Source organism: Streptomyces sp. NPDC060049 (genome assembly GCF_042736715.1).
GTDB lineage: Bacteria > Actinomycetota > Actinomycetes > Streptomycetales > Streptomycetaceae > Streptomyces.
On sequence record NZ_JBHWVV010000010.1, the window covers coordinates 235971 to 256765 of the forward strand.

Consider the following 20795-nt stretch of genomic DNA (forward strand, 5'->3'; position numbering starts at 1 on the left):
TCCCGCCCGGGCCGGAGGAGTGCCACCATGGTGGTGAGTCCGGGGACGCCGTGAGGGCGCCTCGAGATGAACATCAAGGAGCAGTTGCAATGACGCATGCCGTTTCGCCTGCCCGTGAAGCCGCCTCCCCCACGCTGTACGGAGGCAAGGGCACCCGGCGCATCACCGTCCGCGACCTCACCCTCGCCAAGGAACGCGGCGAGAAGTGGCCCATGCTCACCGCTTACGACGCGATGACCGCGTCCGTCTTCGACGAGGCCGGCATCCCGGTCATGCTCGTCGGCGACTCGATGGGCAACTGTCACCTCGGCTACGAGACCACCGTCCCGGTGACCATGGACGAGATGACCCTGCTGTCGGCGGCCGTCGTACGGGGCACCAGCCGCGCCCTGATCGTCGGCGACCTGCCCTTCGGCTCCTACCAGGAAGGCGCCGTGCAGGCGCTGCGCAGTGCGACCCGGCTGGTCAAGGAGGCCGGGGTGGGCGCGGTGAAGCTGGAGGGCGGCGAGCGCTCGCTGGCCCAGACCGAGCTGATCGTGCAGTCCGGCATCCCGGTCATGTCCCACCTGGGTCTGACCCCGCAGTCCGTGAACGCCATGGGCTACCGGGTGCAGGGGCGCAGTGACGAGGCCGCGCACCAGCTGCTGCGCGACGCGAAGGCGGCGCAGGACGCGGGCGCCTTCGCGGTGGTGCTGGAGCTCGTCCCGGCCGAGCTGGCCGCCGAGGTCACCCGGTCCCTGCACATTCCGACGGTCGGCATCGGCGCGGGCTCGGAGTGCGACGCGCAGGTGCTGGTGTGGACGGACATGATGGGGCTGACGAGCGGGAAGCTGCCGCGCTTCGTCAAGCAGTACGCGGACATGCGCCGGACGATGGGCGACGCGGCGAAGGCCTTCGCCGAGGACGTGGTCGGCGGAACGTTCCCGCAGGCCGAGCACTCCTTCCACTGACCGCAGCGACGGGCGGACGGCCCGCCTGGGCCCTGCCCGGAGCACCCGCCGACGGCCCGCCGACACGACCGTCGGCGGGCCGTCGGCCGGCGGTCGGTCGGATGTCGGTGCTTTGTCAGTGGCGGGTGGTCCCATGAGGGCATGACGCGAAACGACGACAATCCGCCGAACGGCTCGCACGCCGTGACGGTGCGGGGGCTGGTCAAGCACTACGGCGACACCAAGGCCCTCGACGGTGTGGACCTCGATGTCCGCGAGGGCACCGTCCTCGGGGTCCTCGGCCCCAACGGAGCCGGCAAGACCACCCTGGTGCGCTGCCTGTCCACCCTGGAGATCCCGGACGCGGGCACCGCCACCGTCGCCGGGTACGACGTGGTCCGCCAGCCCCGGCAGCTGCGCCGCACCATAGGCCTCACCGGCCAGTACGCGTCGGTCGACGAGAAGCTCTCCGGCTGGGAGAACCTCTACATGATCGGCCGCCTGCTGGACCTGTCCCGCAAGGACGCCCGGTCCCGCGCCGACGAGCTGCTGGAGCGGTTCTCCCTCACGGAGGCCGCGAAGAAGGCCGCCATGCACTACTCCGGCGGCATGCGGCGCAGGCTCGACCTGGCCGCCTCCATGATCGGCCGCCCGGCCGTCCTCTACTTGGACGAGCCGACGACCGGCCTGGACCCCCGCACCCGCAACGAGGTGTGGGACGAGGTGCAGCGGATGGTCGCCGAGGGCGCCACGGTCCTGCTCACCACCCAGTACATGGAAGAGGCCGAGCAGCTCGCCAGCGAGCTGACGATCATCGACCGGGGCAAGGTCATCGCCAAGGGCAAGGTCGACGACCTGAAGGCCCGGGTCGGTGGCCGCACGCTGAGGATCCGCCCCGCCTCCCCCTCCGACCTGCCGGGCATGGCCCGCTCGATCGCGGAGGCCGGGCTGGACGGGGTGGCCGGTTCGCAGGCCGTTCCGGACGAGGGCGTGCTGCTGGTCCCGATCCTGAGCGACGAGCAGCTGACCGCCGTGGTCGGCCTGCTGGCCGCCCGCGGGTACCCGATCGCCGACCTCGGCACCTACCTGCCCAGCCTCGACGAGGTGTTCCTGTCCATCACCGGCCAGAAGCCCTCCTCGTCCGAGGCCGAACCGTCCGATGCCATCCCCACCGAGCAGACCGAGGAGGTCGCGGCATGAGCACCGTAACCACGACGAAGCCCCCTGCCCCCGCGGCCGCCCCTCAGGGCGCCCGGGGCCCGGTCGGCGAGGGCCGGATCGGCCTGCGGGCCAATCTGCGGCACATCGGCGCCCTGGTGCGCCGCAACACCCTGCAGATCAAGCAGGACCCCGAATCGATGTTCGACGTGCTGTTCATGCCGGTCATCTTCACGCTGCTGTTCGTGTTCGTCTTCGGCGGCGCGATCTCCGGCAAGGGCAACCAGGCGGAGTACGTCAACTACGTCGTGCCCGGCCTGATGGCCATGATGGGCATGAACATCGCCATGGCGGTGGGCACCGGGGTCAACGACGACTTCAAGAAGGGCGTGATGGACCGCTTCCGGTCCATGCCCATCGCCCGGTCGTCCGTGCTCCTCGCGAAGATCGTGGTCGAGATCGGCCGCATGCTGGTCGCGATCGCGATCCTGCTGACCGTGGGCTTCATCCTCGGCCTGTCGATCAAGACTTCGGTGCTGGACCTGTTCCTCGCCATCGGGCTGTCGGCGGTCTTCGGCGCCTCGCTGATGTGGATCTTCATCCTGCTCGGTCTGACGATGAAGACCGCGCAGGCCGTCCAGGGCATGGCGATGCTCGTCCTGATGCCGCTGCAGTTCGGCAGCTCGATCTTCGCCCCGCCCTCCACGATGCCGGGCTGGCTCCAGAGCTTCACCGACTACAACCCGCTGTCCAACCTGGCCGACGCGGCCCGCGGACTGATCAACGGCGGTCCGGTCGCCCACTCCGTGTGGATGACCCTCGGCTGGTCGGTGGCGATCACGGCGATCACGATGCCGCTCGCCGTCCGCAAGTTCCGCCAGAAGACCTGACCCGGGCGGTCCGTTCGGATCGCGTCCCGGACGGGCCGTGAACAGGGACCGGATCAGACGAGGGCGGTGGCCTCCTCCAGGGTGAGGCCGCCGCCTTCGGCGTACGCCGCCTCGTAGGCGCTGTCGCCGAGCGCGGCGCGGGCCAGGCGCTCGGCCCGCCCGGCGTCCGCGCGCTCGGTGGTGACCGGGAAGTGGGCGGGCGGCAGCTGGGCGCGGTAGGCGCCGATCAGCCGTGCGGCGTCGTACTCCCGGCGCGGTCCGCCGAGTTCGACGTGGGAGACGGCCGCGGTCAGCAGGTACACGGCCGGGAGCTGCGGCGCGACCATCGCGGCGAGCGGGTCCCGGGCGCTCTCCATGGCCCGGCGGACCAGGGCGAGGGCGTCCTCGTACTTGCCCTCCTGGTTGTCGAGCCAGGCCATCGTGCCGAGCAGGAACCCGTCGAAGATGGCGTACGCGCCGAACGCGAACTCGTTTCGCAGCGACTGGAGTTCGGCGCGGGCCTCCGGGATGCGGCCGGTGCGGCCGTAGATGCCCGCGAGGAACATGCGGGCGGCGGGCATGGCCTCGTTGCCGAACTGCTGGATGCCGGGGAGCAGGCCGGTGAGGATCTCCTCGGCCCGCTCGATGTGCCCGTCCTCGGTGAGCGTCCCCGCCATCCGCACCTGCAACACCGTGACCTGGGCCTCGGCGCCGAGCCTCCGGGCGTGTTCGATGGCGGCGCGGAAGTCCTGGGTGGCCAGGGCGTACTCGCCGCGCTTCTCCAGGGACTCGGCGCGGGCGGAGAGCGCTTCGGCGCAGCCCCAGTCGTCCCCGAGCGAGCGGAAGACGGCCAGGCTCTCCTCGGCGTCGCGCGAGGCGTCGCCGGCCCAGTCGGCGCGGTTGGCCAGGATGTTGGCGCGCAGCTGGAGGGCGGAGGCGAGCTCCCAGCGGTAGCCGAGCGCGCGGGCGGTGGCCACGGTCCCCTCGACGACGCGCCGGAGCAGGGCGGGGTCACCGGCGATCATGACGGCGTAGATCCACAGGAAGCCGGGGGCCCGGCAGGTCTGCGGCAGCCCCGGGCGGTAGACGGCGACCATGGCGTCGACCTTGGCGCGGACCTCGGGGCTCGACCAGTTCTCGCTGGTCTGGTCACTGGAGGCCAGGCACATCATCTGCACGCCGCGCCAGGCCTCGGCGAGCAGCTCGCCCTCGTAGGGCGGGGGCGTGTCGACGATCCGCTCGTAGACCGGCGCCGCGGGGGCGAGGGGCGGGACGAAGGGGTCGGGGCCGAGATCCGCGGCGGCTCCGGACCAGTGGCGGAACTCGGTGCGCAGGTCGTGCATCTGCCAGTACCAGCACAGCGAGTGGACGAGACAGAGCACCTCGCCGACGTCCTGGGCGGCGACCGCGCGGCGCAGGGCGGTACGGAGGTTCTCGTACTCGGTGGCGATCCGGTCGGCGGCGGCGCGCTGGCCGTGGCCCCGTAGCAGCGGCTCGATGGTGCGGACGAACTCCCGGTAGTGGGTGAGGTGGCGGCGCTCGGTGGCGGCACGGTCGCCGCCGGCCTGCGTGAGCCGCTCGGCGGCGTACTCGGCGACGGTCTCCAGGAGCCGGTAGCGCATGCCGTTGCCGTCCGCGCCGGGGGCGGCGACGACGAGGGACTTGTCGACGAGGGAGCCGAGGACGTCGGCGACGTCGGCGGTGGCCTCGCCCTCCGCGCAGACGGCCTCGGCGGCGTCGAGGTCGCAGCCGCCGGCGAAGACGGACAGGCGGCGCAGGACGGCCCGTTCGGGCTCGTCGAGCAGGTCCCAGGACCAGTCGACGACGGCGCGCAGGGTCTGCTGGCGGGGCAGGACGGTACGGCTCCCGCTGGTCAGCAGCCGGAACCGGTCGTCGAGGCGGTCGGCGATCTGGCGCGGGGTCAGCAGCCGCAGCCGGGCGGCGGCCAGTTCGATGGCGAGCGGCATCCCGTCCAGGCGTCGGCAGATCTCGGCGGCGGCGGCCGGATCGTCCTCGACGGTGAACCCGGCGCGGGCCGCGGAGCCGCGGTCGTCGAGCAGCCGCAGCGCGACGGGGTCGGGCAGGGGTTCCACCGGGCGCAGCGTCTCGCCGGGCACGCCGAGTGGCTCGCGGCTGGTGGCCAGGACGCGCACGCCGGGGCAGTGCGTGAGGAGGCGGTCGGCGAGGTCGGCGGCCGCCCCGATGACGTGCTCGCAGTTGTCGAGGATCAGCAGCATGCGGCGCCGTGCGCAGTGCTCCGCGAGCCGGTCGAGGGGGTTGTCGCCGCCCCGGTCGGTGAGCGCGCGCATCTCCTCGGCGGAGGCTCCGCGCAGCTTGGTCTCCCGGGCTCCGAGAGCCGCGAGGGCCGCCTCGGGGACGTCCTCGGGGTCGTCCACGGGTGCCAGCTCGACGAGCCACACGCCGTCGGGCCAGCCGTCCCCGGCATGCGCCTCGGCGGCCTCCTGCGACAGCCGCGTCTTGCCGGCGCCGCCGGGCCCGAGCAGCGTGACGAGGCGGGCCCGCGCGAGGTCGGCTCCGATGACGCGGATGTCGTCCTCCCGCCCGACGAAGGTCGTCAGCCGCGCTCGCAGGTTGCCCTGCGGGTGCGGTACGGGCGCCGGCGCGGCCACGACACCGGCGCTCCGCGCTTCCCGGCCGGGGCGGGCGCCGTCGCCGTTGTCGTCGCCGTTGTCGTCGCCGTTGTCGTCGCCGTGGGAGCGGACGGCCGGGGCGGGCCGGGAGGTCCGGGAGGGCGGGGACTGGGGCTGCGCGGCCTGGTCGACCGGGGTCAGGAGGGCGGCGTGGAGGGCGCGCAGGGCAGGGCCCGGGGTGGTGCCCAGGCGGTCGGCCAGGTCGCGGCGGACCTCGTCGTAAGCGGCCAGCGCCTGCGCCGGCCGGCCCGCGTCGCGCAGGGCGCGGATCCGCAGGGCCTGCAACGGCTCGTCCAGCGGCAGCCCGGCGCACAGCGCGGACAGCTCCGGCAGGACCCGTTCCGCCTCGCCCAACGCGAGGGCCGCCTCCAGGCGGCCCCGGCGCGCGTCCCTCCGTTGCGCTTCGCAGCGGGCGGCCTGAGGCTCCGCGCCGGGCAGGGAGCTCAGCGGGTCGCCCTGCCACAGGGCGAGGGCCTCGTCGTAGAGGGCGGCGGCCTCGGCCGGGGCTGCGGCCGCCGCGGCCGCCCGCGTGAGCCGCTCGAAGCGGTACAGGTCGATGTCGTCCCGGGCGGCGGCGAGCACGTAGCCGCCCTCGCCCGACTCCACCGCCGCGTGCCCCAGCGCCCGCCGCAGCCGTCCCACCAGCGCCTGGAGAGCGGCGGGGGCATCGGCCGGCGGATCCCCGTCCCAGACCTCGTCGATGAGCGACGCCGCCGGCACCGCCCGCCCGGGGCGCAGGGCGAGCGCGGTCAGGAGCGCGCGCAGGCGCGGCCCGCCGACGGGGACGTTGCTCCCGTCGTCACGGATGGCCTGGGTGGTGCCGAGAATCGCGTAGCGCACCGGTCCATTGTCCCCGGCCCCGGCCCCGGCCCGGCGCCTGCCCCGGGATAGGTTCACCGTATGGGTCACCAGGGCAGTCGAAGCCACCCCCGCGGCGAGCGGCAGATCAGTCCCGTCTTCATCGGCGTCTTCGCCGTCATGGCGGTGACGGGGTGGGCCGTGTGGACGGGCTACTCGGCCAGCGCCGGGCTGGCCGTCTTCCTCTTCGTCACGGCGGCGTGGATCGTCTCCCTGTGCCTGCACGAGTACGCGCACGCGCGTACCGCCCTGCACAGCGGCGACCTCAGCGTCGGCGCCAAGGGTTACCTGACGCTCAATCCGCTCAAGTACTCGCACGCGCTGCTCAGCATCGTCCTGCCGGTGCTCTTCGTGATCATGGGCGGTCTGGGTCTCCCGGGCGGCGCGGTGTACATCGACCGCGCCCGCATCGAAGGACGTTGGCGCCACAGCCTGATCTCGGCGGCCGGCCCGCTGACGAACGTCGCCTTCGCGGTCATCTGCACGGCCCCGTTCTGGCTGGACGCCCTGGAGGGGGTCCCGCTGCCGTTCCGCTTCGCGCTCGCCTTCCTCGCCCTGCTCCAGGTCTCGGCGGCGATCTTGAACTTCCTGCCGGTCCCTGGCCTCGACGGCTACGGCGTCATAGAGCCCTGGCTCTCCCACCGGGTCCGCCGCGAGGTGGCACCGCTGGCGCCGTTCGGCCTGCTGGCCGTCTTCGCGCTGCTGTGGATCCCCGAGGTCAACGCGTACTTCTTCGGCGTGGTGGACGGCCTGCTGTCCGCGCTCGGTGTGAGCGACCTGGAAACCTTCTGCGGCCGCGACCTCTACCGCTTCTGGCAGGACACGAGCGGCTTCTGCACGGTCCCCACCGGGAACTGAGGCACAAGGCCGTCTCTAGGCCGCGTCGCGCGCCTTGTCGGCCTTGGCCTTGCGGACGTAGAACCAGGCCATGTTCGACGTGATGCCCGCCATCAGCACCCACACGATCCCGAGCAGGCTGCCCTCCACGAAGGCGACGACGGCCGCGGCGGCGGCGAGGACGCAGAGGACGATGGCGAACACGGCAAGGCGGGGCATGTCTGGAGCTCCTCGGAGGCACTGAAGCGGTACAAGCCCTCCCAGTGTCCCCCATCCCCCACCCGATCGCGGCCGGGCAGATTTCCGGCTTCTCATGATCCTTCCCCCCTTCCGCGGTTACGGTTCGCCGGGGCGCACCGCTCATCCGGTGCGAAAACCCCACGGAACGACAGTCCGGCCACCTCGGTCCGCCACGGACGACGCCGGGCGACTGGGGGGAAGACATGCAGGAAATTCCAAAGGGCGCGAACGTCAGCCTGACCGCCCTCAGCGAGGACGCCGGCGCGGTCGTCCTGAGCTTGAGCTGGGCCAGCGCCTCCGGGGCCGGCGACGCCGACGTCTCCGTGGTGCTGCTCGACGGGAACGACAAGATCCGCGACGAGAACGACTTCTGCTTCTACAACAACCCGGCCGCGGCCGACGGCAGCGTGCAGCTGCTGGGCAAAACCCCCACCGAGAACGGCGACGAGGACCGCATCAGCGTCGACCTGACCGCGGTCCCCGAGGAGATCGCGAGGATCGTGGTGGCGGCCAGCCGCTACGGCGGTGCCCGCTTCGGAGACCTCGACGACCTTCGGATGACGATCGCGGACCGCTCGGGCGAGCCGCTGATCGGCTACTCCATCGACGACGCGAGCGTGGAGACGGCCTTCATCTTCGGTGAGCTGTACCGCCGGGGCGAGGAGTGGAAGTTCCGCGCGGTCGGCCAGGGCTACGAAACCGGCCTGGCGGGCCTGGCGACCGACTTCGGCATTCCGGTGCTGGAGGAGACGGAGGGCGTGGAGGAGACCGGGGCGGCGGAGGCCGCGGGCGCGGCGGACACCCCGGCCGGTCCCTCCGCGGCCGTGCCCGGCCCCGCGCCCGCCCCGGCCGCCCCCGCGGCGGAGCCGGTGGCCGCCGTACCGGCCCAGCGCCGGGGCAGTGGTCCTCGCACCACCAGGAAGAAGGTCACCCTGCCCAAGGTGGCCAAGAAGTCGCTCGCCGAGAACGAGTCCTGGAGCCAGGCCCGCCTGTTCCCCGTCCCCTCGCTCAAGAGCGACAAGGAGCGGGAGGTGCGCGCCACTTCGGTGCTGCTGTCGGTCATGGCGCAAGTACCGGAGTTCGGCCGCCGCCTCACCGCCGGATTCGGTGCGCCCGCGGGCCGGATGCAGACCTTCACGGAGGTTTCGCTCCCCCACGGGGACGCCCCGCGGCGCCCGGACGGCGTGATCAGGGTGGAGCGCGCCGGCAAGTTGTGGACGGCGCTCGTGGAGACGAAGACGAACGGCAGCCCCCTCAGGGCCGAACAGATCCAGCAGTACATGGACATCGCCGCGCGCCGCGGCTACGAGGCCGTGATCACCCTTTCCAACGACGTGGCCCTCGAAGGCCGCCCCATGGTGGACGTCAAGGTCGACGGCCGGCGCAAGCACAAGGTCAGCCTCTGGCACCTGTCCTGGGCCGAAGTCGCCCACCAGGCGCAGATGCTGATCCGGCACGAGGGAGTGGGCAACGCCGCGCACGCCTGGCTCTTGCAGGAACTCCTGGAGTACCTGCAGCACGAGCAGTCGGGCTGCCACGGGTTCCAGAACATGGGCGCCGCCTGGGTCGCCGTGCGCAAGGGAGTCGAGGACGAGACCCTCGGCCACGGCGACGTCCGGATCGTGGAGGTCGTGGAGAGCTGGGAGCGGCTCATTCGCCAGGTCTGCCTGCGCCTGGGCGGGGAACTCGGCCAGAAGGCGCTGCCCGTACAGCGGGCCCGGCGGGGCAGCGATCCCCACGCCCGCCGGATCGCGGCGGCGCAGGAGCTGTGCGCGGGCGGAAAGCTGGCCGCGGAGCTGCGCGTCGACGGGACCAGCAGTGTCATCGCGGTGAGCGCCGACCTGAGGACCTCCAAGATCCGCACGTCCGTCGACGTTCCGGCGCCCGAGGCCGCGTACCCGCTCGCGGCGGTGAAGCGGCTGCTGAAGGCGCTCGCGGAGGCTCCGGCCGATCTGCACGTGGAGAGCCTCGTCGAGGCGGGGAACGGACCGCGCGGCACGCTGGAGCGGCTGCGGCCCGAGCCGGGCGACCTGCTGCCGGCCGACGGCGCCGCGGTCCTCGGCTTCCGACTGTCCCTGCTCAAGGGCATGGGCAGCACGCGCGGCAACACCGAGTCGGGCTTCATCCGCAGCGTGGACGAAGCCGTGGACCGCTTCTACCGGGGGGTGGTGGCCCACCTGGCTCCGGTCGAGGGGCGTACGGGCCGCCGCGGCTGAGCGGGACCGCCCGGCCGTCCCCGGAGGGCGCGGCCGGGCGGTGCGGGCGGTCAGACGTCCGTGAGGCGCAGGCCCGCGTGGGCCTTGTAGCGGCGGTTCGTGGAGATCAGGTTGGCCACCAGGGATTCGACCTGGTGGGCGTTGCGCAGGCGGCCTGCGAACACTCCGCGCATGCCCGGGATGCGGGCGGCCAGGGCCTGGACGACGTCCGTGTCCGCCCGGACTTCGCCGAGGACCATCACGTCGGTGTCGATCTCGTCGATCGACTCGTCCTGGAGCAGGACCGCCGAGAGGTGGTGGAAGGCTGCGGTGACGCGGGAGTCCGGGAGGAGGGCGGCGGCCTGCTGGGCGGCGCTGCCCTCTTCGACCTGGAGGGCGTAGGCGCCCTGCTTGTCGAAGCCGAGCGGGTTGACGCAGTCCACCACGAGCTTGCCCGCGAGGTCCTCGCGCAGTGATTCCAGGGTCTTGGCGTGGCCCTCCCACGGCACCGCGATGATCACGATGTCGCTGCGGCGCGCGCACTCGGCGTTGTCCGCGCCCTCCACTCCGAGGCCCAGCTCGGCGGCGGCGCTCTGCGCGCGGTCGGCGGCGCGGGAGCCGATGATCACCTTCTGGCCGGCCCGGGCGAGCCGGTAGGCGAGGCCGCGGCCCTGGTCGCCGGTGCCGCCGAGGACGCCCACGACGAGGCCGGAGACGTCGGGGAGGTCCCACGGGTCCTTGGCGGGAGCCTTCGCGGGGGGCTGCTGCGTGCTGTCTGTGGAGGTCATGGGGGCGAGGGTAACGCCGGGACCGGCAGAGTCGAATGCGCGCACGGGGTGAGACGGGCCGGAGAGTGGTGGGGATGGGCGGAACGGCTCCCGTATGTCCCTTCCATGCGGCAGGATGCCGGTATGGACGCCGTGAGGGTCGCGCTGCTGCGCGAGGTGCTCGCCGGTACGCAGTGGCCCGGTGCCGCACGCCGGTTCGCCGGGACGCTGCGGCGCTCGGTGGTACCGGCCGGCGGGAACCTGCTGCTGATCGGGACCGAGGGGTACGAGCCCTGGCACCTGGCCGCCCACCTGGTCGACGAGGCCGCCTGGTCGGGGCTGCCGGAGCTGGCGCCCACGCTCGTACGCCACCACGTGCTGCCGGGCGACGCCCCGCACCTCTCGGTCGGCCTGAGCCGGCTGGAGGCGGCCCGGCGCGGGCACACCCTGCTGGTGGTGGCTCCGGAGCAACCCGGCGAAGGGCTGTTGGAGCGCGTCCACGGCGCCCGGCGCGCGGGGGCGACCGTACTGTCCCTGGACGGCGGGGATCCGGACCTCGGGACGCTCGCGCACGAGGTGCTGTCCGTGCCGGAGGGCGCCGCCGAACTGGATCTGGACACGGTCCAGCACCTGGTCAGCGCGGCGGCCGGGGAGAACAGCCTGCCGGTGCAGCGCGGGCCGCGGCGCTTCCGGGACCGGCTGGCGAGGCTGGCCGACCAACTGACCGCGCCGCCGCCGAGCCGCTGGTAGACCGGGCCGCTCCTGAAGGCCGGGCGGGCGCGGCCTAGGGGGTGGCTTCGCCTTCCTCTTCCTCGCGCGTCTTGTCGTTCCACTTCGGGTCGTTCTGCCATTCGAGGTTGCGCTCCTGCGCGGTCTCCATGGCGTGGTTCGCCTCCTCCGGCGTCGCGTAAGGGCCGAAGCGGTCCTTCGCCGGGCACTCGGGGCCTTCCTCGACCTTCTTGTGGACCAGGCAGTAGTACCACTCGCCCGGTTTGCCCACCTGGCGCTTCTTGAACAGGGCCATCGTCAGGCTCCTCTCTCTGTCGCCATGCTGCCCCATACCCGGTCGATACACTCGCTCGTATGTCTGGCCAGTCGCTGCTCGTACCAGGCGAGCTCACTCCCGTCCGTTCCGTTCCCGGAAACATCCGCCGGCCCGAGTACGTGGGCAAGCCCGCGCCCACTCCGTACACCGGACCGGAGGTGCAGACGCCCGAGACGATCGAGGCCATGCGCATCGCCGGCCGGATCGCCGCCCAGGCGATGGAAGAGGCCGCCAAGCTGATCAAACCGGGGGTGACCACCGACGAGCTGGACCGGGTCGCCCACGAATACATGTGCGATCACGGCGCCTACCCGTCCACGCTGGGCTACCGCGGCTTCCCGAAGTCCCTGTGCTCCTCGCTCAACGAGGTCATCTGCCACGGGATCCCCGACTCGACCGTGCTGCGGGACGGCGACATCGTGAACCTCGACGTGACCGCCTACATCGGCGGGGTGCACGGGGACAACAACGCCACGTACCTGTGCGGCGACGTGGACGAGGAGTCCCGGCTGCTCGTCGAGCGCACCCGCGAGGCCCTGAACCGGGCCATCAAGGCCGTCAGGCCGGGCCGCCAGATCAACATCATCGGGCGCGTCATCGAGTCGTACGCGAAGCGCTTCGGCTACGGCGTGGTCCGGGACTTCACCGGGCACGGGATCAACTCCTCCTTCCACTCCGGCCTGATCGTCCCGCACTACGACAGCCCGCACGCCACCACCGTCATCGAGCCCGGGATGACCTTCACCATCGAGCCGATGCTGACCCTGGGCACCCACGAGTACGACATGTGGGAGGACGGCTGGACGGTCGTCACCAAGGACCGCAAGCGCACCGCGCAGTTCGAGCACACACTGGTGGTCACGGACACCGGGGCGGAGATCCTGACACTGCCCTGATCCGGGTGGAACACCCTTCCGAGGTTTTTACCGACAAGGCGTCGGGAACACATTGACTTAGGTATGCCTAAGTAGGAGGATCGGGTGTGGCGGCACGGCCGCCACCCCTGCTTTCCCCTTTTCTTCCGATTCCTCGGAGGTCCGCCTTGAACGCCTTCTCCACCGTCATCCGTGTCGCCTCGCACGAGCAGCACACCGAGGCGGAGACCTCGACCTTCATGAGCGACCTGCTCGGCGGCCGGCTCGGAGTGGACGCGTACACGCGCTACACCGAGCAGCTGTGGTTCGTGTACCGGGCCCTGGAGGACGCGGCCGAGGCGCTCGGGGACGACGCGGTGGCCGGGCCGTTCATCCAGCCCGAGCTCATGCGCCTGACCGAGATCGAGCGGGACCTCGCCCACCTGCGGGGAGCCGCCTGGCGCGAGACACTGGTCGCACTGCCGGCCACCGAGGCCTACGCGGCGCGCGTGGCCGAGTGCGCCGCGAACTGGCCCGGCGGGTACGTCGCCCACCACTACACCCGCTACCTGGGCGACCTCTCCGGCGGCCAGATCATCCGCGACAAGGCGGAGCGGACCTGGGGCTTCGAGCGCAAGGGCGACGGCGTCCGCTTCTACGTCTTCGCGGACATCTCCAACCCGGCGGCCTTCAAACGGACCTACCGCGAGCTGCTGGACGCGATCGCCGCGGACGACCTGGAGAAGCAGCGCATCATCGACGAGTGCAAGCGCGCCTTCGCCTTCAACGGGGCGGTGTTCCGGGAGCTGGGCGAGCAGTTCCCCCTGAGCGCGTAGCGCCTGCGGCGGGCCGGCCGCGGGCGGGGCGTCAGTCGGTGTCCGGGGCGAAGCGGACCCGGCCGCCGACCTCCACCGTGCCGTCCGGGCCGGGGGCCGTGAGGATCTGGGAGCCCGCGCCCTGGGTGATGTTCAGGGCGCGGTTCAGCTCGGCCGTCAGCAGGACGGCCGCGGACCCGGTGGCCTCGTCCTCAGCGATCGCCCCGTCGGGGCGGCGCGGGAAGCCTCGGGCCCTGATCCGGCCCGCGGCCTCGTCCTCCCACGCCCACGCGTACAGCCAGCCCTCGCCCGGAGGCGGGGAGGGCAGCGCCTCGACCTCGGCGGCGTCGGCGTACTGCTCGGTGCGCTTGCCCTCGACCCATTCGGGGCGGGCGGTGATCCAGGTGAACTCCCCGTCGTCGCGCGCCCATACGGCGCCGGCCGGGGGCTGGAGCTCCTCGATGTCGAGCAGCCAGGCGACTCCGACCAGCGGGTGCCCGGCGAAGGACATGCGGGTGCCGGGGGTTCGGATGTCGACGACCCCCCGCTCGGGGTCGTCGACGAACACCGTCTCGCTGTAGCCGAGCTCCGCGGCCAGCGCCTGCCGGGACGCGTCGTCGGGGCAGGTCCGGCCGTCGCGGACGACGCCGAGCAGGTTGCCGTGGCTGCCGTCACCCGCGCAGAAGACCCTGAGGACGTCGAGATCGTTCACGCGGGAAATTGAAGCACGGCTCGGCGCCGCCGACCGGCCCCCGACGCGGTGGGAACCCGGGCGGCGCACCCGCAGGTGACCGTTCCACCGCACGGGGCAGCCCCGAGGGGGCTTGACCTCCGCTTGACCCGGCCATGGGCTGGGCCTGGGGCGTCCGTGACGGCACCGTGTCCGGTAGCCGCAGGTGTGGGCTGAATCACTGGACACGCGGGTATAGGTCAGGTAAGCCTCGGTTAAGTTAGGTCCGCCTCACCGGCCGTACCCACTGATCGGGGCGGTCGTCTGTCGAACGCCAGACTGCCAGGAGCCCCCTATGCGTCCCGCCCGCCTCACCGTCGTCACCGCGGCTGCCGTCGTGGCCGCCCTCACCGCGGTCACCGGCTGCTCCGAGAAGAGCGACGCGTCGGGCGACGGCACGATCCGCGTGAAGGCCTCCGACAGCGCCTGCGAGGTCTCCACGAAGGAGTTCCCCGCGGGCAAGGTGCAGATCGAGGTCGAGAACAAGGGCTCCAAGGTCACCGAGCTCTACGTCCTCTTCCCCGACGACCGCATCGTCACCGAGCGCGAGAACATCGGCCCCGGCACCAAGGCCACCATCACCGCCGAGCTCAAGGCGGGCGACTACGAGATCGCCTGCAAGCCCGGCATGAAGGGCGACGGCATCCGCCAGCAGGTCAAGGCCACCGGCACGGGCACCGCCGAGAAGCGCAGCCCCGAGGCCGACGCCGCGGTCGCCGCGTACCGCAAGTACGTCCAGGAGCAGGCCGACGAGACCCTCCCGAAGGCCCAGGCCTTCGCGGACGCGGTCAAGGCCGGCGACGTCGAGGCCGCGAAGAAGGCCTACGCCCCCTCGCGCATCGGCTGGGAGCGCACCGAGCCGGTCGCCGAGTCCTTCGGTGACATCGACCCGAAGGTCGACGTCCGCGAGGACGGCCTTGAGGCCGGCCAGGAGTGGACCGGCTGGCACAAGCTGGAGAAGTCCCTCTTCGCCGACAACAAGATCGACGACGCGGACAAGAAGCTCGCCGAGACCCTGATCACCGACCTCACCGACTGGCAGAAGAAGGTCGGCCAGGCGGAGATCACCCCCACGTCGATGGCGAACGGCGCCAAGGAGCTCCTCGACGAGGTCGCCACCGGCAAGGTGACGGGCGAGGAGGAGCGCTACAGCCACACCGACCTGGTCGACTTCAAGGCCAACGTCGAGGGCGCCGAGAAGGCCTACGAGCTGCTCAAGCCGGTCGCCGTGAAGAACGACCCCGCGCTCTCCGCGGAGCTGGACAAGCAGTTCGCGGCGCTGAACAACCTGCTGGAGAAGTACCGCCCGAACAAGGCCGCGTACGAGTACACCGCGTACGACAAGGTCGGCGAGGCCGAGCGCAAGGAGCTCTCCGACGGCGTCAACGCGCTGGCCGAGCCGCTCTCGAAGCTGGCCGCCGCGGTCGCGAAGTAGTTCCGGAAACGGCAGAGCAGGCGGGAGAACCTGAGATGAGCGAGCCGGTGTCCGCACAGGAACCCGCGCAGGGTCGGGAGCCGGGGCCGGCTCCCGACTCCGCGCAGGAGCAGGAGCAGGTCAAGGGCGCGCCCTCGCGCCGTGCCGTCCTCGGCTGGGGCGGCGCGGGCCTCGCGCTCGGCGCCGCCGCGGCCGGCGGCACCGCCATGGCCCTCACCTCGGCGACGGACATGGTCTCGGCGGCCTCCGCCGGGGCCGCCGTGCCGTTCCACGGCGAGCACCAGGCCGGGATCGCCAGCGCCGTACAGGACCGCCTGCACTTCGCGGCCTTCGACGTGAAGACGAAGGACCGCGCCGAGCTCATCGCGCTCCTCAAGGAGTGGACCGAGGCGGCCCGGCTGATGACGGCCGGCCTGCCGGTCGGCGACGGCGGCTTCGGCGGCCTTCCCGAGGCCCCGCCGGACGACACGGGCGAGGCGCTGGGCCTGAAGGCCTCCCGCCTCACCCTGACCATCGGTTTCGGTCCCGGCCTGTTCGCCAAGGGCCGCTTCGGGCTGGAGGGCAAGCGCCCCGACGCCCTGGTGGACCTGGAGCTCTTCCCCGGCGACAACCTCGACCCGGCCCGCTCGGGCGGCGACCTGTGCGTCCAGGCGTGCGCCGACGACCCGCAGGTCGCGGTGCACGCCATCCGTCAGCTCGCCCGCATCGGCTTCGGCAAGACGGCGGTGCGCTGGTCGCAGCTGGGCTTCGGCAAGACCTCCTCGACCACGCCCGACGCGCAGACCCCGCGCAACATGATGGGCTTCAAGGACGGCACCCGGAACATCTCGGGCACCGACACCGCGGCCCTGGAGAAGCACGTGTGGGTCGGCGCGGGCGACGGCAGCGACTGGCTGACCGGTGGCTCGTACCTGGTGGCCCGCCGGATCCGGATGAACATCGAGACCTGGGACCGCACCCCTCTGGGGGAGCAGGAGGACATCTTCGGCCGCGACAAGGGCGAGGGTGCTCCCGTCGGCAAGTCCAAGGAGCGCGACGAGCCGTTCCTGAAGGCGATGAAGCCGGAGGCGCACGTCCGCCTCGCCCATCCGGACAGCAACGACGGCGCGACGATCCTGCGCCGCGGCTACTCCTTCACCGACGGCACGGACGGACTGGGCCGGCTCGACGCGGGCCTGTTCTTCCTCGCCTACCAGCGCGACGTGCGCAAGGGCTTCGTGCCGATCCAGCGCAAGCTGGCGAAGTCCGACGTCCTCAACGAATACATCCAGCACGTGGGTTCGGCCGTCTTCGCCGTCCCGCCGGGCGTCCGCGACAAGGACGACTGGTGGGGCCGGACGCTGTTCGCGTAAGGGACGGGGAGAACCTCAGTGTTCAGCAACTATCTGATCGGCCTGCGCGAGGGGCTGGAAGCCAGCCTCGTCGTCTGCATCCTCATCGCCTACCTGGTGAAGACGGGCAACAAGGACAAGCTGGGGCCGCTGTGGCTGGGCGTCGGCCTGGCCGCCGCCCTGTCGCTGGCCTTCGGCGCGGGTCTCGAATTCGGCACGCAGGAACTGACCTTCAAGGCGCAGGAGGCCATCGGCGGCTCCCTGTCGATCGTCGCGGTCGGCCTGGTCACCTGGATGGTCTTCTGGATGAAGCGCACCGCGCGGCACCTGAAGGCGGAACTCCAGGGCAAGCTCGACGCCGCGCTCGCGATGGGCACCGGCGCCCTGGTGGCGACGGCGTTCCTGGCGGTCGGCCGGGAGGGCCTGGAGACCTCGCTGTTCGTGTGGCGCTCGGTGCACGCGGCCGGTGACGGCGCGGGGCCGCTGATCGGCGTACTGCTCGGCATCGGGTCGTCGGTGCTGCTGGGCTGGCTGTTCTACCGCGGCGCGCTGAAGATCAACCTGTCGAAGTTCTTCACGTGGACCGGCGCCATGCTCGTCGTGGTCGCCGCGGGCGTGCTCGCCTACGGCGTGCACGACCTGCAGGAGGCGGACTTCGTGCCGGGTCTGGGCACCAAGGCCTTCGACATCAGCGAAACGATCCCTCCGGACAGCTGGTACGGGACCCTGCTGAAGGGCACCTTCAACTTCCAGCCGGACCCGACCGTGCTCCAGGTCGTGGTGTGGGCGCTGTACCTGGTCCCGGTGCTCGCGCTGTTCCTGGCCCCGTCGCCGGTCAAGCGGACCCCGGCGGAGCCGAAGCGGGAGCCGAGCAGCTCCTGACGGACCGGTTCCCCGAGTGACGGCCGCGCGGCCCCGTCCGCGCGGCCTTCGTCGTACCGGCTTCGTCGTACGCCGGGCCGCCGCTACGGGATCCGCGTGCCCGCGCCGCCCACCCGGACCCGGCGGTCGCCCGGGCGCAGTTCCACCGTCAGCAGGCCGGGGCGGCCCATGTCCTCGCCCTGGTGGAGGGTGAGGACGGCGTCGGCCGGGACCAGGCCGGCCTCGCGCGCGTACGCCCCGAAGGCGGCCGCGGCGGCGCCGGTCGCCGGGTCCTCGAAGACGCCGCCGACGGGGAAGGGGTCCCGTACGTGGAACTGCGCCGGGCCCGCCCGGTACACGAGCTGCACGGTGGTGAGGTCGAGGCGCCGCATCAGTGCCTCCAGCCGCTCGAAGTCGTACGCGAGGTCCGCGAGCCGCGCCCGGGTGGCCGCGCCGAGCACCAGGTGGCGGGCGCCGGCGTAGGCGATCCGCACCGGGAACCGCGGGTCCAGGTCGGCGGCCCGCCAGTCCAGCGCGGCCAGGGCCTCGGCGAGGTCGGCCGGATCCACGTCCTCGGTGCGCGGCTCGACGCTGGTCAGGACGGCCCGCAGGCCGCCCGTCCCGTCTGCGGTCACCGACACCGGGACCGTGCCCGCCCGGGTCGCGAAGAGCAGCTCGCCCGGGCCGATCCGCTCGCCCAGCGCCACGGCGGTGGCCACGGTGGCGTGCCCGCAGAAGGGGACCTCCGCCTTCGGGCTGAAGTAGCGCACGGTGAAGGCCCGGCCCCGTTCGCCGCCCAGGTCCTCGGGCGGGGCGGTGAGGAAGGCCGTCTCGCTGTAGCCCAGTCCGGCGGCGATCTCCAGCATGGCGGCCTCGTCGAGGCCGGCCGCGTCGAGCACGACGCCGGCGGGGTTGCCGCCGGCCGGGTCGTCGGAGAAGGCGGTGTAGCGCAGCACGTCAGTCATGATCACCTCAACCTCCGCTGCTGGTCCGGCATTCCCGGGCGGCGGGGCCGGGGCGGGATCAGCCGCGGCCGATGTACGGCATCGCGGTGGCCATCACCGTCGCGAACTGGACGTTCGCCCCCAGGGGCAGCTCCGCCATGTGCAGCACGGTGCGCGCCACGTCCGCGGCGTCCATCACGGGCTCCACCGCCAGCTGCCCGTTGGCCTGCAGGATCCCGGTCTGCATCCGCTCGGTCATCTCGGTGGCCGCGTTGCCGATGTCGATCTGGCCGCAGGCGATGCGGTAGGGACGGCCGTCCAGCGACAGGGACTTCGTCAGGCCGGTCATGGCGTGCTTGGTCGCGGTGTAGGCGATGGAGTTCGGGCGCGGCACGTGCGCCGAGATGGATCCGTTGTTGATGATGCGGCCGCCTTGCGGGTCCTGGGCCTTCATCACCCGGAAGGCGGCCTGCGCGCAGAGGAACGCCCCGGTGAGGTTGACGTCGACCACCGAGCGCCAGGCCTCGTAGGTGATGTCCTCCAGGGCGACGCCGGCCGGGCCGAAGGTGCCCGCGTTGTTGAAGAGCAGGTCGAGCCGCCCGAAGTGCTCCTGGACGGTACGGAACAGGGCGGCCACGTCCTCCGGATCGCTCACGTCCGCGCGCACGCACAGCACGTCGGCGTCGTTCCCCGCGGCGCGGGCCGCCCGCGCGGTGTCCTCCAGCGGTTCGACGCGGCGTCCGGCCACGGCCACCGACCATCCGGCGGCGGCGAGGGCGAGTGCCACGGAGCGGCCGATCCCGGAACCGGCCCCCGTCACTACGGCGGTCTTCTGCACACGTGCGTTCATGGAGCCGCAGGCTACGTCACATGTGCTATCAGCCCCGGGACGTTCCGATTGCTGAGAACATGGGCCGGCAGGGGTGCGAAGAGAAGACGAACAGACTGGAGTTCCGTATGCCGGAGAGCGGCCCCGCGACAGCGCCCTCGAAGGACTCGTCGCCCACGAACCCCTCCCCCACCAGCACCGCTCCCCTGACGGCCGCCCGCAGGACCGGGCTGCTCGTCACCTTCGTCCTCGGCGGACTCACCGCGCTCCCCCCGCTGTCCATGGACATGTACCTGCCGGCCCTGCCGGCGGTGACCACCGCCCTGAACAGTTCGGCCGCCACCGTCCAACTCACCCTCACCGCCTGCCTCGCCGGCATGGCGCTCGGCCAGCTGGTCATCGGCCCGATGAGCGACAAGTGGGGCCGGCGCACACCGCTCCTCATCGGCATGGTCGTCTACGTCCTCGCCACCGCCACCTGCGCCTTCGCCCCGACCGCCGAGCTACTGATCGGCTTCCGGCTGCTCCAGGGCCTGGCCGGCGCGGCCGCGATCGTCATCGCGCGAGCCGTCGTACGGGACCTGTACGACGGGGTCGAGATGGCCCGGTTCTTCTCCACCCTGATGCTCATATCCGGTGTGGCCCCGGTGATCGCCCCGCTCATCGGCGGCCAAGTGCTGCGCTTCGCCGACTGGCGCGGAGTCTTCGTCGTCCTGACCGTCATCGGCGCCGTCCTGACCTTCACGGTCTGGCGCAAGCTCGACGAGACGCTGCCGCCCGAACGCCGCCAGACCGGCGGGGTCGGCGCCGCGCTGGCGACCATGCGCGGGCTCTTCGCCGACCGGGTCTTCACGGGCTACACCCTGGCCGGCGGCTTCTCCTTCGCGGTGCTCTTCTCCTACATATCCGCCTCGCCCTTCGTCGTGCAGGAGATCTACGGTGCTTCGCCGCAGACCTTCAGCCTGCTGTTCGGCGTCAACTCCGTCGGCCTGATCGCGGTGGGCCAGGTCAACGGCAAGCTGCTGATCGGCCGGGTCAGCATGGACAAGGTCCTGGCGGCCGGGCTCGCGGTCATCACGGCCGCCTCGGTGGCCCTGCTGCTCATGTCGGCCGGGGCGTTCGGCGAGGTCGGGCTCCTGCCGGTCTGCGCGGGGCTCTTCGTCCTGATGTCAGCGATGGGCCTGGTGCTGCCGAACACCAACGCGCTGGCCCTGATGCGCGCCCCGCACGCGGCCGGCTCCGCCTCCGCGCTGCTGGGTACCTCGTCCTTCCTGGTCGGGGCGGTCGCCTCGCCGCTGGTCGGGATCGCCGGCGAGGACACGGCGGTGCCGATGGCACTGGTGCAGCTGACGTGCTCGCTGCTGGCGGTCGGCTGCTTCGTGGCGCTGTGCCGGCCCTGGCGCAAGCCGGAGGCGCAGGCGGCGTGAGCGGGCCGTCGTCAGCGCAA

General features: G+C 72.2%; 19 protein-coding genes. 12 read left to right on the plus strand and 7 right to left on the minus strand.

Going from position 1 to position 20795, the window contains the following annotated elements:
- The first annotated feature begins 89 nt into the window (after positions 1-89).
- From panB to ACFWBY_RS20750, 3 genes are all read left to right on the plus strand, one after another.
- Positions 90-950 carry a 3-methyl-2-oxobutanoate hydroxymethyltransferase gene (gene panB, locus ACFWBY_RS20740; protein WP_385340391.1) on the plus strand — a complete coding sequence of 287 codons (861 nt, stop codon included), beginning with the start codon at positions 90-92 and terminating at the stop codon, positions 948-950.
- A 141-nt stretch (positions 951-1091) separates the two neighbouring features.
- Positions 1092-2129 carry an ATP-binding cassette domain-containing protein gene (locus tag ACFWBY_RS20745; RefSeq protein ID WP_385409680.1) on the plus strand — a complete coding sequence of 346 codons (1038 nt, stop codon included), beginning with the start codon at positions 1092-1094 and terminating at the stop codon, positions 2127-2129.
- The gene (locus tag ACFWBY_RS20750; RefSeq protein ID WP_385339359.1) at positions 2126-2977 is read left to right on the plus strand and encodes an ABC transporter permease; all 852 of its coding nucleotides are present in this window, start codon (positions 2126-2128) and stop codon (positions 2975-2977) included. Before ACFWBY_RS20745 ends, ACFWBY_RS20750 begins: the two co-directional genes overlap by 4 nt.
- A 53-nt stretch (positions 2978-3030) precedes the next feature.
- Here ACFWBY_RS20750 and ACFWBY_RS20755 read toward each other — a convergent pair whose 3' ends face one another.
- Positions 3031-6447 (minus strand): BTAD domain-containing putative transcriptional regulator, encoded by a 3417-nt coding sequence (locus ACFWBY_RS20755; protein WP_385339356.1) that lies wholly within the window; start codon positions 6445-6447, stop codon positions 3031-3033.
- Positions 6448-6507: 60 nt separating this feature from the next.
- Here ACFWBY_RS20755 and ACFWBY_RS20760 point away from each other — a divergent pair, with 60 nt between their 5' ends.
- Positions 6508-7323: a site-2 protease family protein gene (locus ACFWBY_RS20760; protein WP_385339354.1), complete on the plus strand. Its 816-nt coding sequence runs from the start codon at positions 6508-6510 to the stop codon at positions 7321-7323.
- A 15-nt stretch (positions 7324-7338) separates the two neighbouring features.
- On the opposite strand, the gene ACFWBY_RS20765 is transcribed toward ACFWBY_RS20760, so the two are convergent.
- Positions 7339-7521 (minus strand): hypothetical protein, encoded by a 183-nt coding sequence (locus ACFWBY_RS20765; RefSeq protein ID WP_385339351.1) that lies wholly within the window; start codon positions 7519-7521, stop codon positions 7339-7341.
- Between the two features lie 224 nt (positions 7522-7745).
- Between ACFWBY_RS20765 and ACFWBY_RS20770 the strand changes: the two genes are divergently transcribed.
- Positions 7746-9758 carry a TerD family protein gene (locus ACFWBY_RS20770; protein WP_385339348.1) on the plus strand — a complete coding sequence of 671 codons (2013 nt, stop codon included), beginning with the start codon at positions 7746-7748 and terminating at the stop codon, positions 9756-9758.
- 50 nt (positions 9759-9808) lie between these two features.
- Here ACFWBY_RS20770 and npdG read toward each other — a convergent pair whose 3' ends face one another.
- Positions 9809-10525 (minus strand): NADPH-dependent F420 reductase, encoded by a 717-nt coding sequence (gene npdG / locus ACFWBY_RS20775; RefSeq protein ID WP_385339345.1) that lies wholly within the window; start codon positions 10523-10525, stop codon positions 9809-9811.
- A gap of 123 nt (positions 10526-10648) precedes the next feature.
- Between npdG and ACFWBY_RS20780 the strand changes: the two genes are divergently transcribed.
- Complete coding sequence (locus tag ACFWBY_RS20780; RefSeq protein ID WP_385339343.1) at positions 10649-11254, plus strand: hypothetical protein; 606 nt, start codon at positions 10649-10651, stop codon at positions 11252-11254.
- 34 nt (positions 11255-11288) lie between these two features.
- On the opposite strand, the gene ACFWBY_RS20785 is transcribed toward ACFWBY_RS20780, so the two are convergent.
- Positions 11289-11528, minus strand: a complete 240-nt coding sequence (locus tag ACFWBY_RS20785) for a hypothetical protein (RefSeq protein WP_385339342.1) — start codon at positions 11526-11528, stop codon at positions 11289-11291.
- A 59-nt stretch (positions 11529-11587) separates the two neighbouring features.
- Here ACFWBY_RS20785 and map point away from each other — a divergent pair, with 59 nt between their 5' ends.
- On the plus strand, positions 11588-12445 hold the full coding sequence (gene map / locus ACFWBY_RS20790) for a type I methionyl aminopeptidase (RefSeq protein WP_385339339.1): 858 nt from the start codon (positions 11588-11590) through the stop codon (positions 12443-12445).
- A 146-nt stretch (positions 12446-12591) separates the two neighbouring features.
- A complete protein-coding gene (locus tag ACFWBY_RS20795; RefSeq protein ID WP_385339337.1) occupies positions 12592-13239 on the plus strand; it encodes a heme oxygenase (biliverdin-producing) in 648 nt (215 codons plus the stop codon).
- A gap of 31 nt (positions 13240-13270) precedes the next feature.
- Here ACFWBY_RS20795 and ACFWBY_RS20800 read toward each other — a convergent pair whose 3' ends face one another.
- Complete coding sequence (locus ACFWBY_RS20800) at positions 13271-13939, minus strand: PhzF family phenazine biosynthesis protein (RefSeq protein WP_385339371.1); 669 nt, start codon at positions 13937-13939, stop codon at positions 13271-13273.
- A gap of 304 nt (positions 13940-14243) precedes the next feature.
- Here ACFWBY_RS20800 and efeO point away from each other — a divergent pair, with 304 nt between their 5' ends.
- From efeO to efeU, 3 genes are read left to right on the plus strand one after another with little or no spacing between them, the layout of a single operon-like run.
- A complete protein-coding gene (gene efeO, locus ACFWBY_RS20805) occupies positions 14244-15383 on the plus strand; it encodes an iron uptake system protein EfeO (protein WP_385339334.1) in 1140 nt (379 codons plus the stop codon).
- A 35-nt stretch (positions 15384-15418) separates the two neighbouring features.
- On the plus strand, positions 15419-16735 hold the full coding sequence (gene efeB / locus ACFWBY_RS20810; protein ID WP_385339331.1) for an iron uptake transporter deferrochelatase/peroxidase subunit: 1317 nt from the start codon (positions 15419-15421) through the stop codon (positions 16733-16735).
- 18 nt (positions 16736-16753) lie between these two features.
- Positions 16754-17596: an iron uptake transporter permease EfeU gene (efeU, locus tag ACFWBY_RS20815; protein ID WP_385339328.1), complete on the plus strand. Its 843-nt coding sequence runs from the start codon at positions 16754-16756 to the stop codon at positions 17594-17596.
- A gap of 83 nt (positions 17597-17679) precedes the next feature.
- Here efeU and ACFWBY_RS20820 read toward each other — a convergent pair whose 3' ends face one another.
- Both ACFWBY_RS20820 and ACFWBY_RS20825 read right to left on the minus strand, forming a co-directional pair.
- Entirely contained in the window at positions 17680-18540 is an 861-nt protein-coding gene (locus ACFWBY_RS20820) for a PhzF family phenazine biosynthesis protein (RefSeq protein WP_385339326.1), read from the minus strand.
- Between the two features lie 58 nt (positions 18541-18598).
- Positions 18599-19369: an SDR family oxidoreductase gene (locus ACFWBY_RS20825; protein WP_385339324.1), complete on the minus strand. Its 771-nt coding sequence runs from the start codon at positions 19367-19369 to the stop codon at positions 18599-18601.
- A 107-nt stretch (positions 19370-19476) separates the two neighbouring features.
- Between ACFWBY_RS20825 and ACFWBY_RS20830 the strand changes: the two genes are divergently transcribed.
- Entirely contained in the window at positions 19477-20775 is a 1299-nt protein-coding gene (locus ACFWBY_RS20830; protein WP_385339321.1) for a Bcr/CflA family multidrug efflux MFS transporter, read from the plus strand.
- The last annotated feature ends 20 nt before the right edge of the window (positions 20776-20795 follow it).

What these genes read in the sequence shown, in the direction of transcription:
- panB (WP_385340391.1), top strand. Translation starts at nt 90, where the DNA reads ATGACGCATGCCGTTTCGCCTGCCCGTGAAGCCGCCTCCCCCACGCTG.
- ACFWBY_RS20745 (WP_385409680.1), top strand. Translation starts at nt 1,092, where the DNA reads ATGACGCGAAACGACGACAATCCGCCGAACGGCTCGCACGCCGTGACG.
- ACFWBY_RS20750 (WP_385339359.1), top strand. Translation starts at nt 2,126, where the DNA reads ATGAGCACCGTAACCACGACGAAGCCCCCTGCCCCCGCGGCCGCCCCT.
- ACFWBY_RS20760 (WP_385339354.1), top strand. Translation starts at nt 6,508, where the DNA reads ATGGGTCACCAGGGCAGTCGAAGCCACCCCCGCGGCGAGCGGCAGATC.
- ACFWBY_RS20765 (WP_385339351.1), bottom strand. Translation starts at nt 7,521, where the DNA reads ATGCCCCGCCTTGCCGTGTTCGCCATCGTCCTCTGCGTCCTCGCCGCC.
- ACFWBY_RS20770 (WP_385339348.1), top strand. Translation starts at nt 7,746, where the DNA reads ATGCAGGAAATTCCAAAGGGCGCGAACGTCAGCCTGACCGCCCTCAGC.
- npdG (WP_385339345.1), bottom strand. Translation starts at nt 10,525, where the DNA reads ATGACCTCCACAGACAGCACGCAGCAGCCCCCCGCGAAGGCTCCCGCC.
- ACFWBY_RS20780 (WP_385339343.1), top strand. Translation starts at nt 10,649, where the DNA reads ATGGACGCCGTGAGGGTCGCGCTGCTGCGCGAGGTGCTCGCCGGTACG.
- ACFWBY_RS20785 (WP_385339342.1), bottom strand. Translation starts at nt 11,528, where the DNA reads ATGGCCCTGTTCAAGAAGCGCCAGGTGGGCAAACCGGGCGAGTGGTAC.
- map (WP_385339339.1), top strand. Translation starts at nt 11,588, where the DNA reads ATGTCTGGCCAGTCGCTGCTCGTACCAGGCGAGCTCACTCCCGTCCGT.
- efeO (WP_385339334.1), top strand. Translation starts at nt 14,244, where the DNA reads ATGCGTCCCGCCCGCCTCACCGTCGTCACCGCGGCTGCCGTCGTGGCC.
- efeB (WP_385339331.1), top strand. Translation starts at nt 15,419, where the DNA reads ATGAGCGAGCCGGTGTCCGCACAGGAACCCGCGCAGGGTCGGGAGCCG.
- ACFWBY_RS20820 (WP_385339326.1), bottom strand. Translation starts at nt 18,540, where the DNA reads ATGACTGACGTGCTGCGCTACACCGCCTTCTCCGACGACCCGGCCGGC.
- ACFWBY_RS20825 (WP_385339324.1), bottom strand. Translation starts at nt 19,369, where the DNA reads ATGAACGCACGTGTGCAGAAGACCGCCGTAGTGACGGGGGCCGGTTCC.
- ACFWBY_RS20830 (WP_385339321.1), top strand. Translation starts at nt 19,477, where the DNA reads ATGCCGGAGAGCGGCCCCGCGACAGCGCCCTCGAAGGACTCGTCGCCC.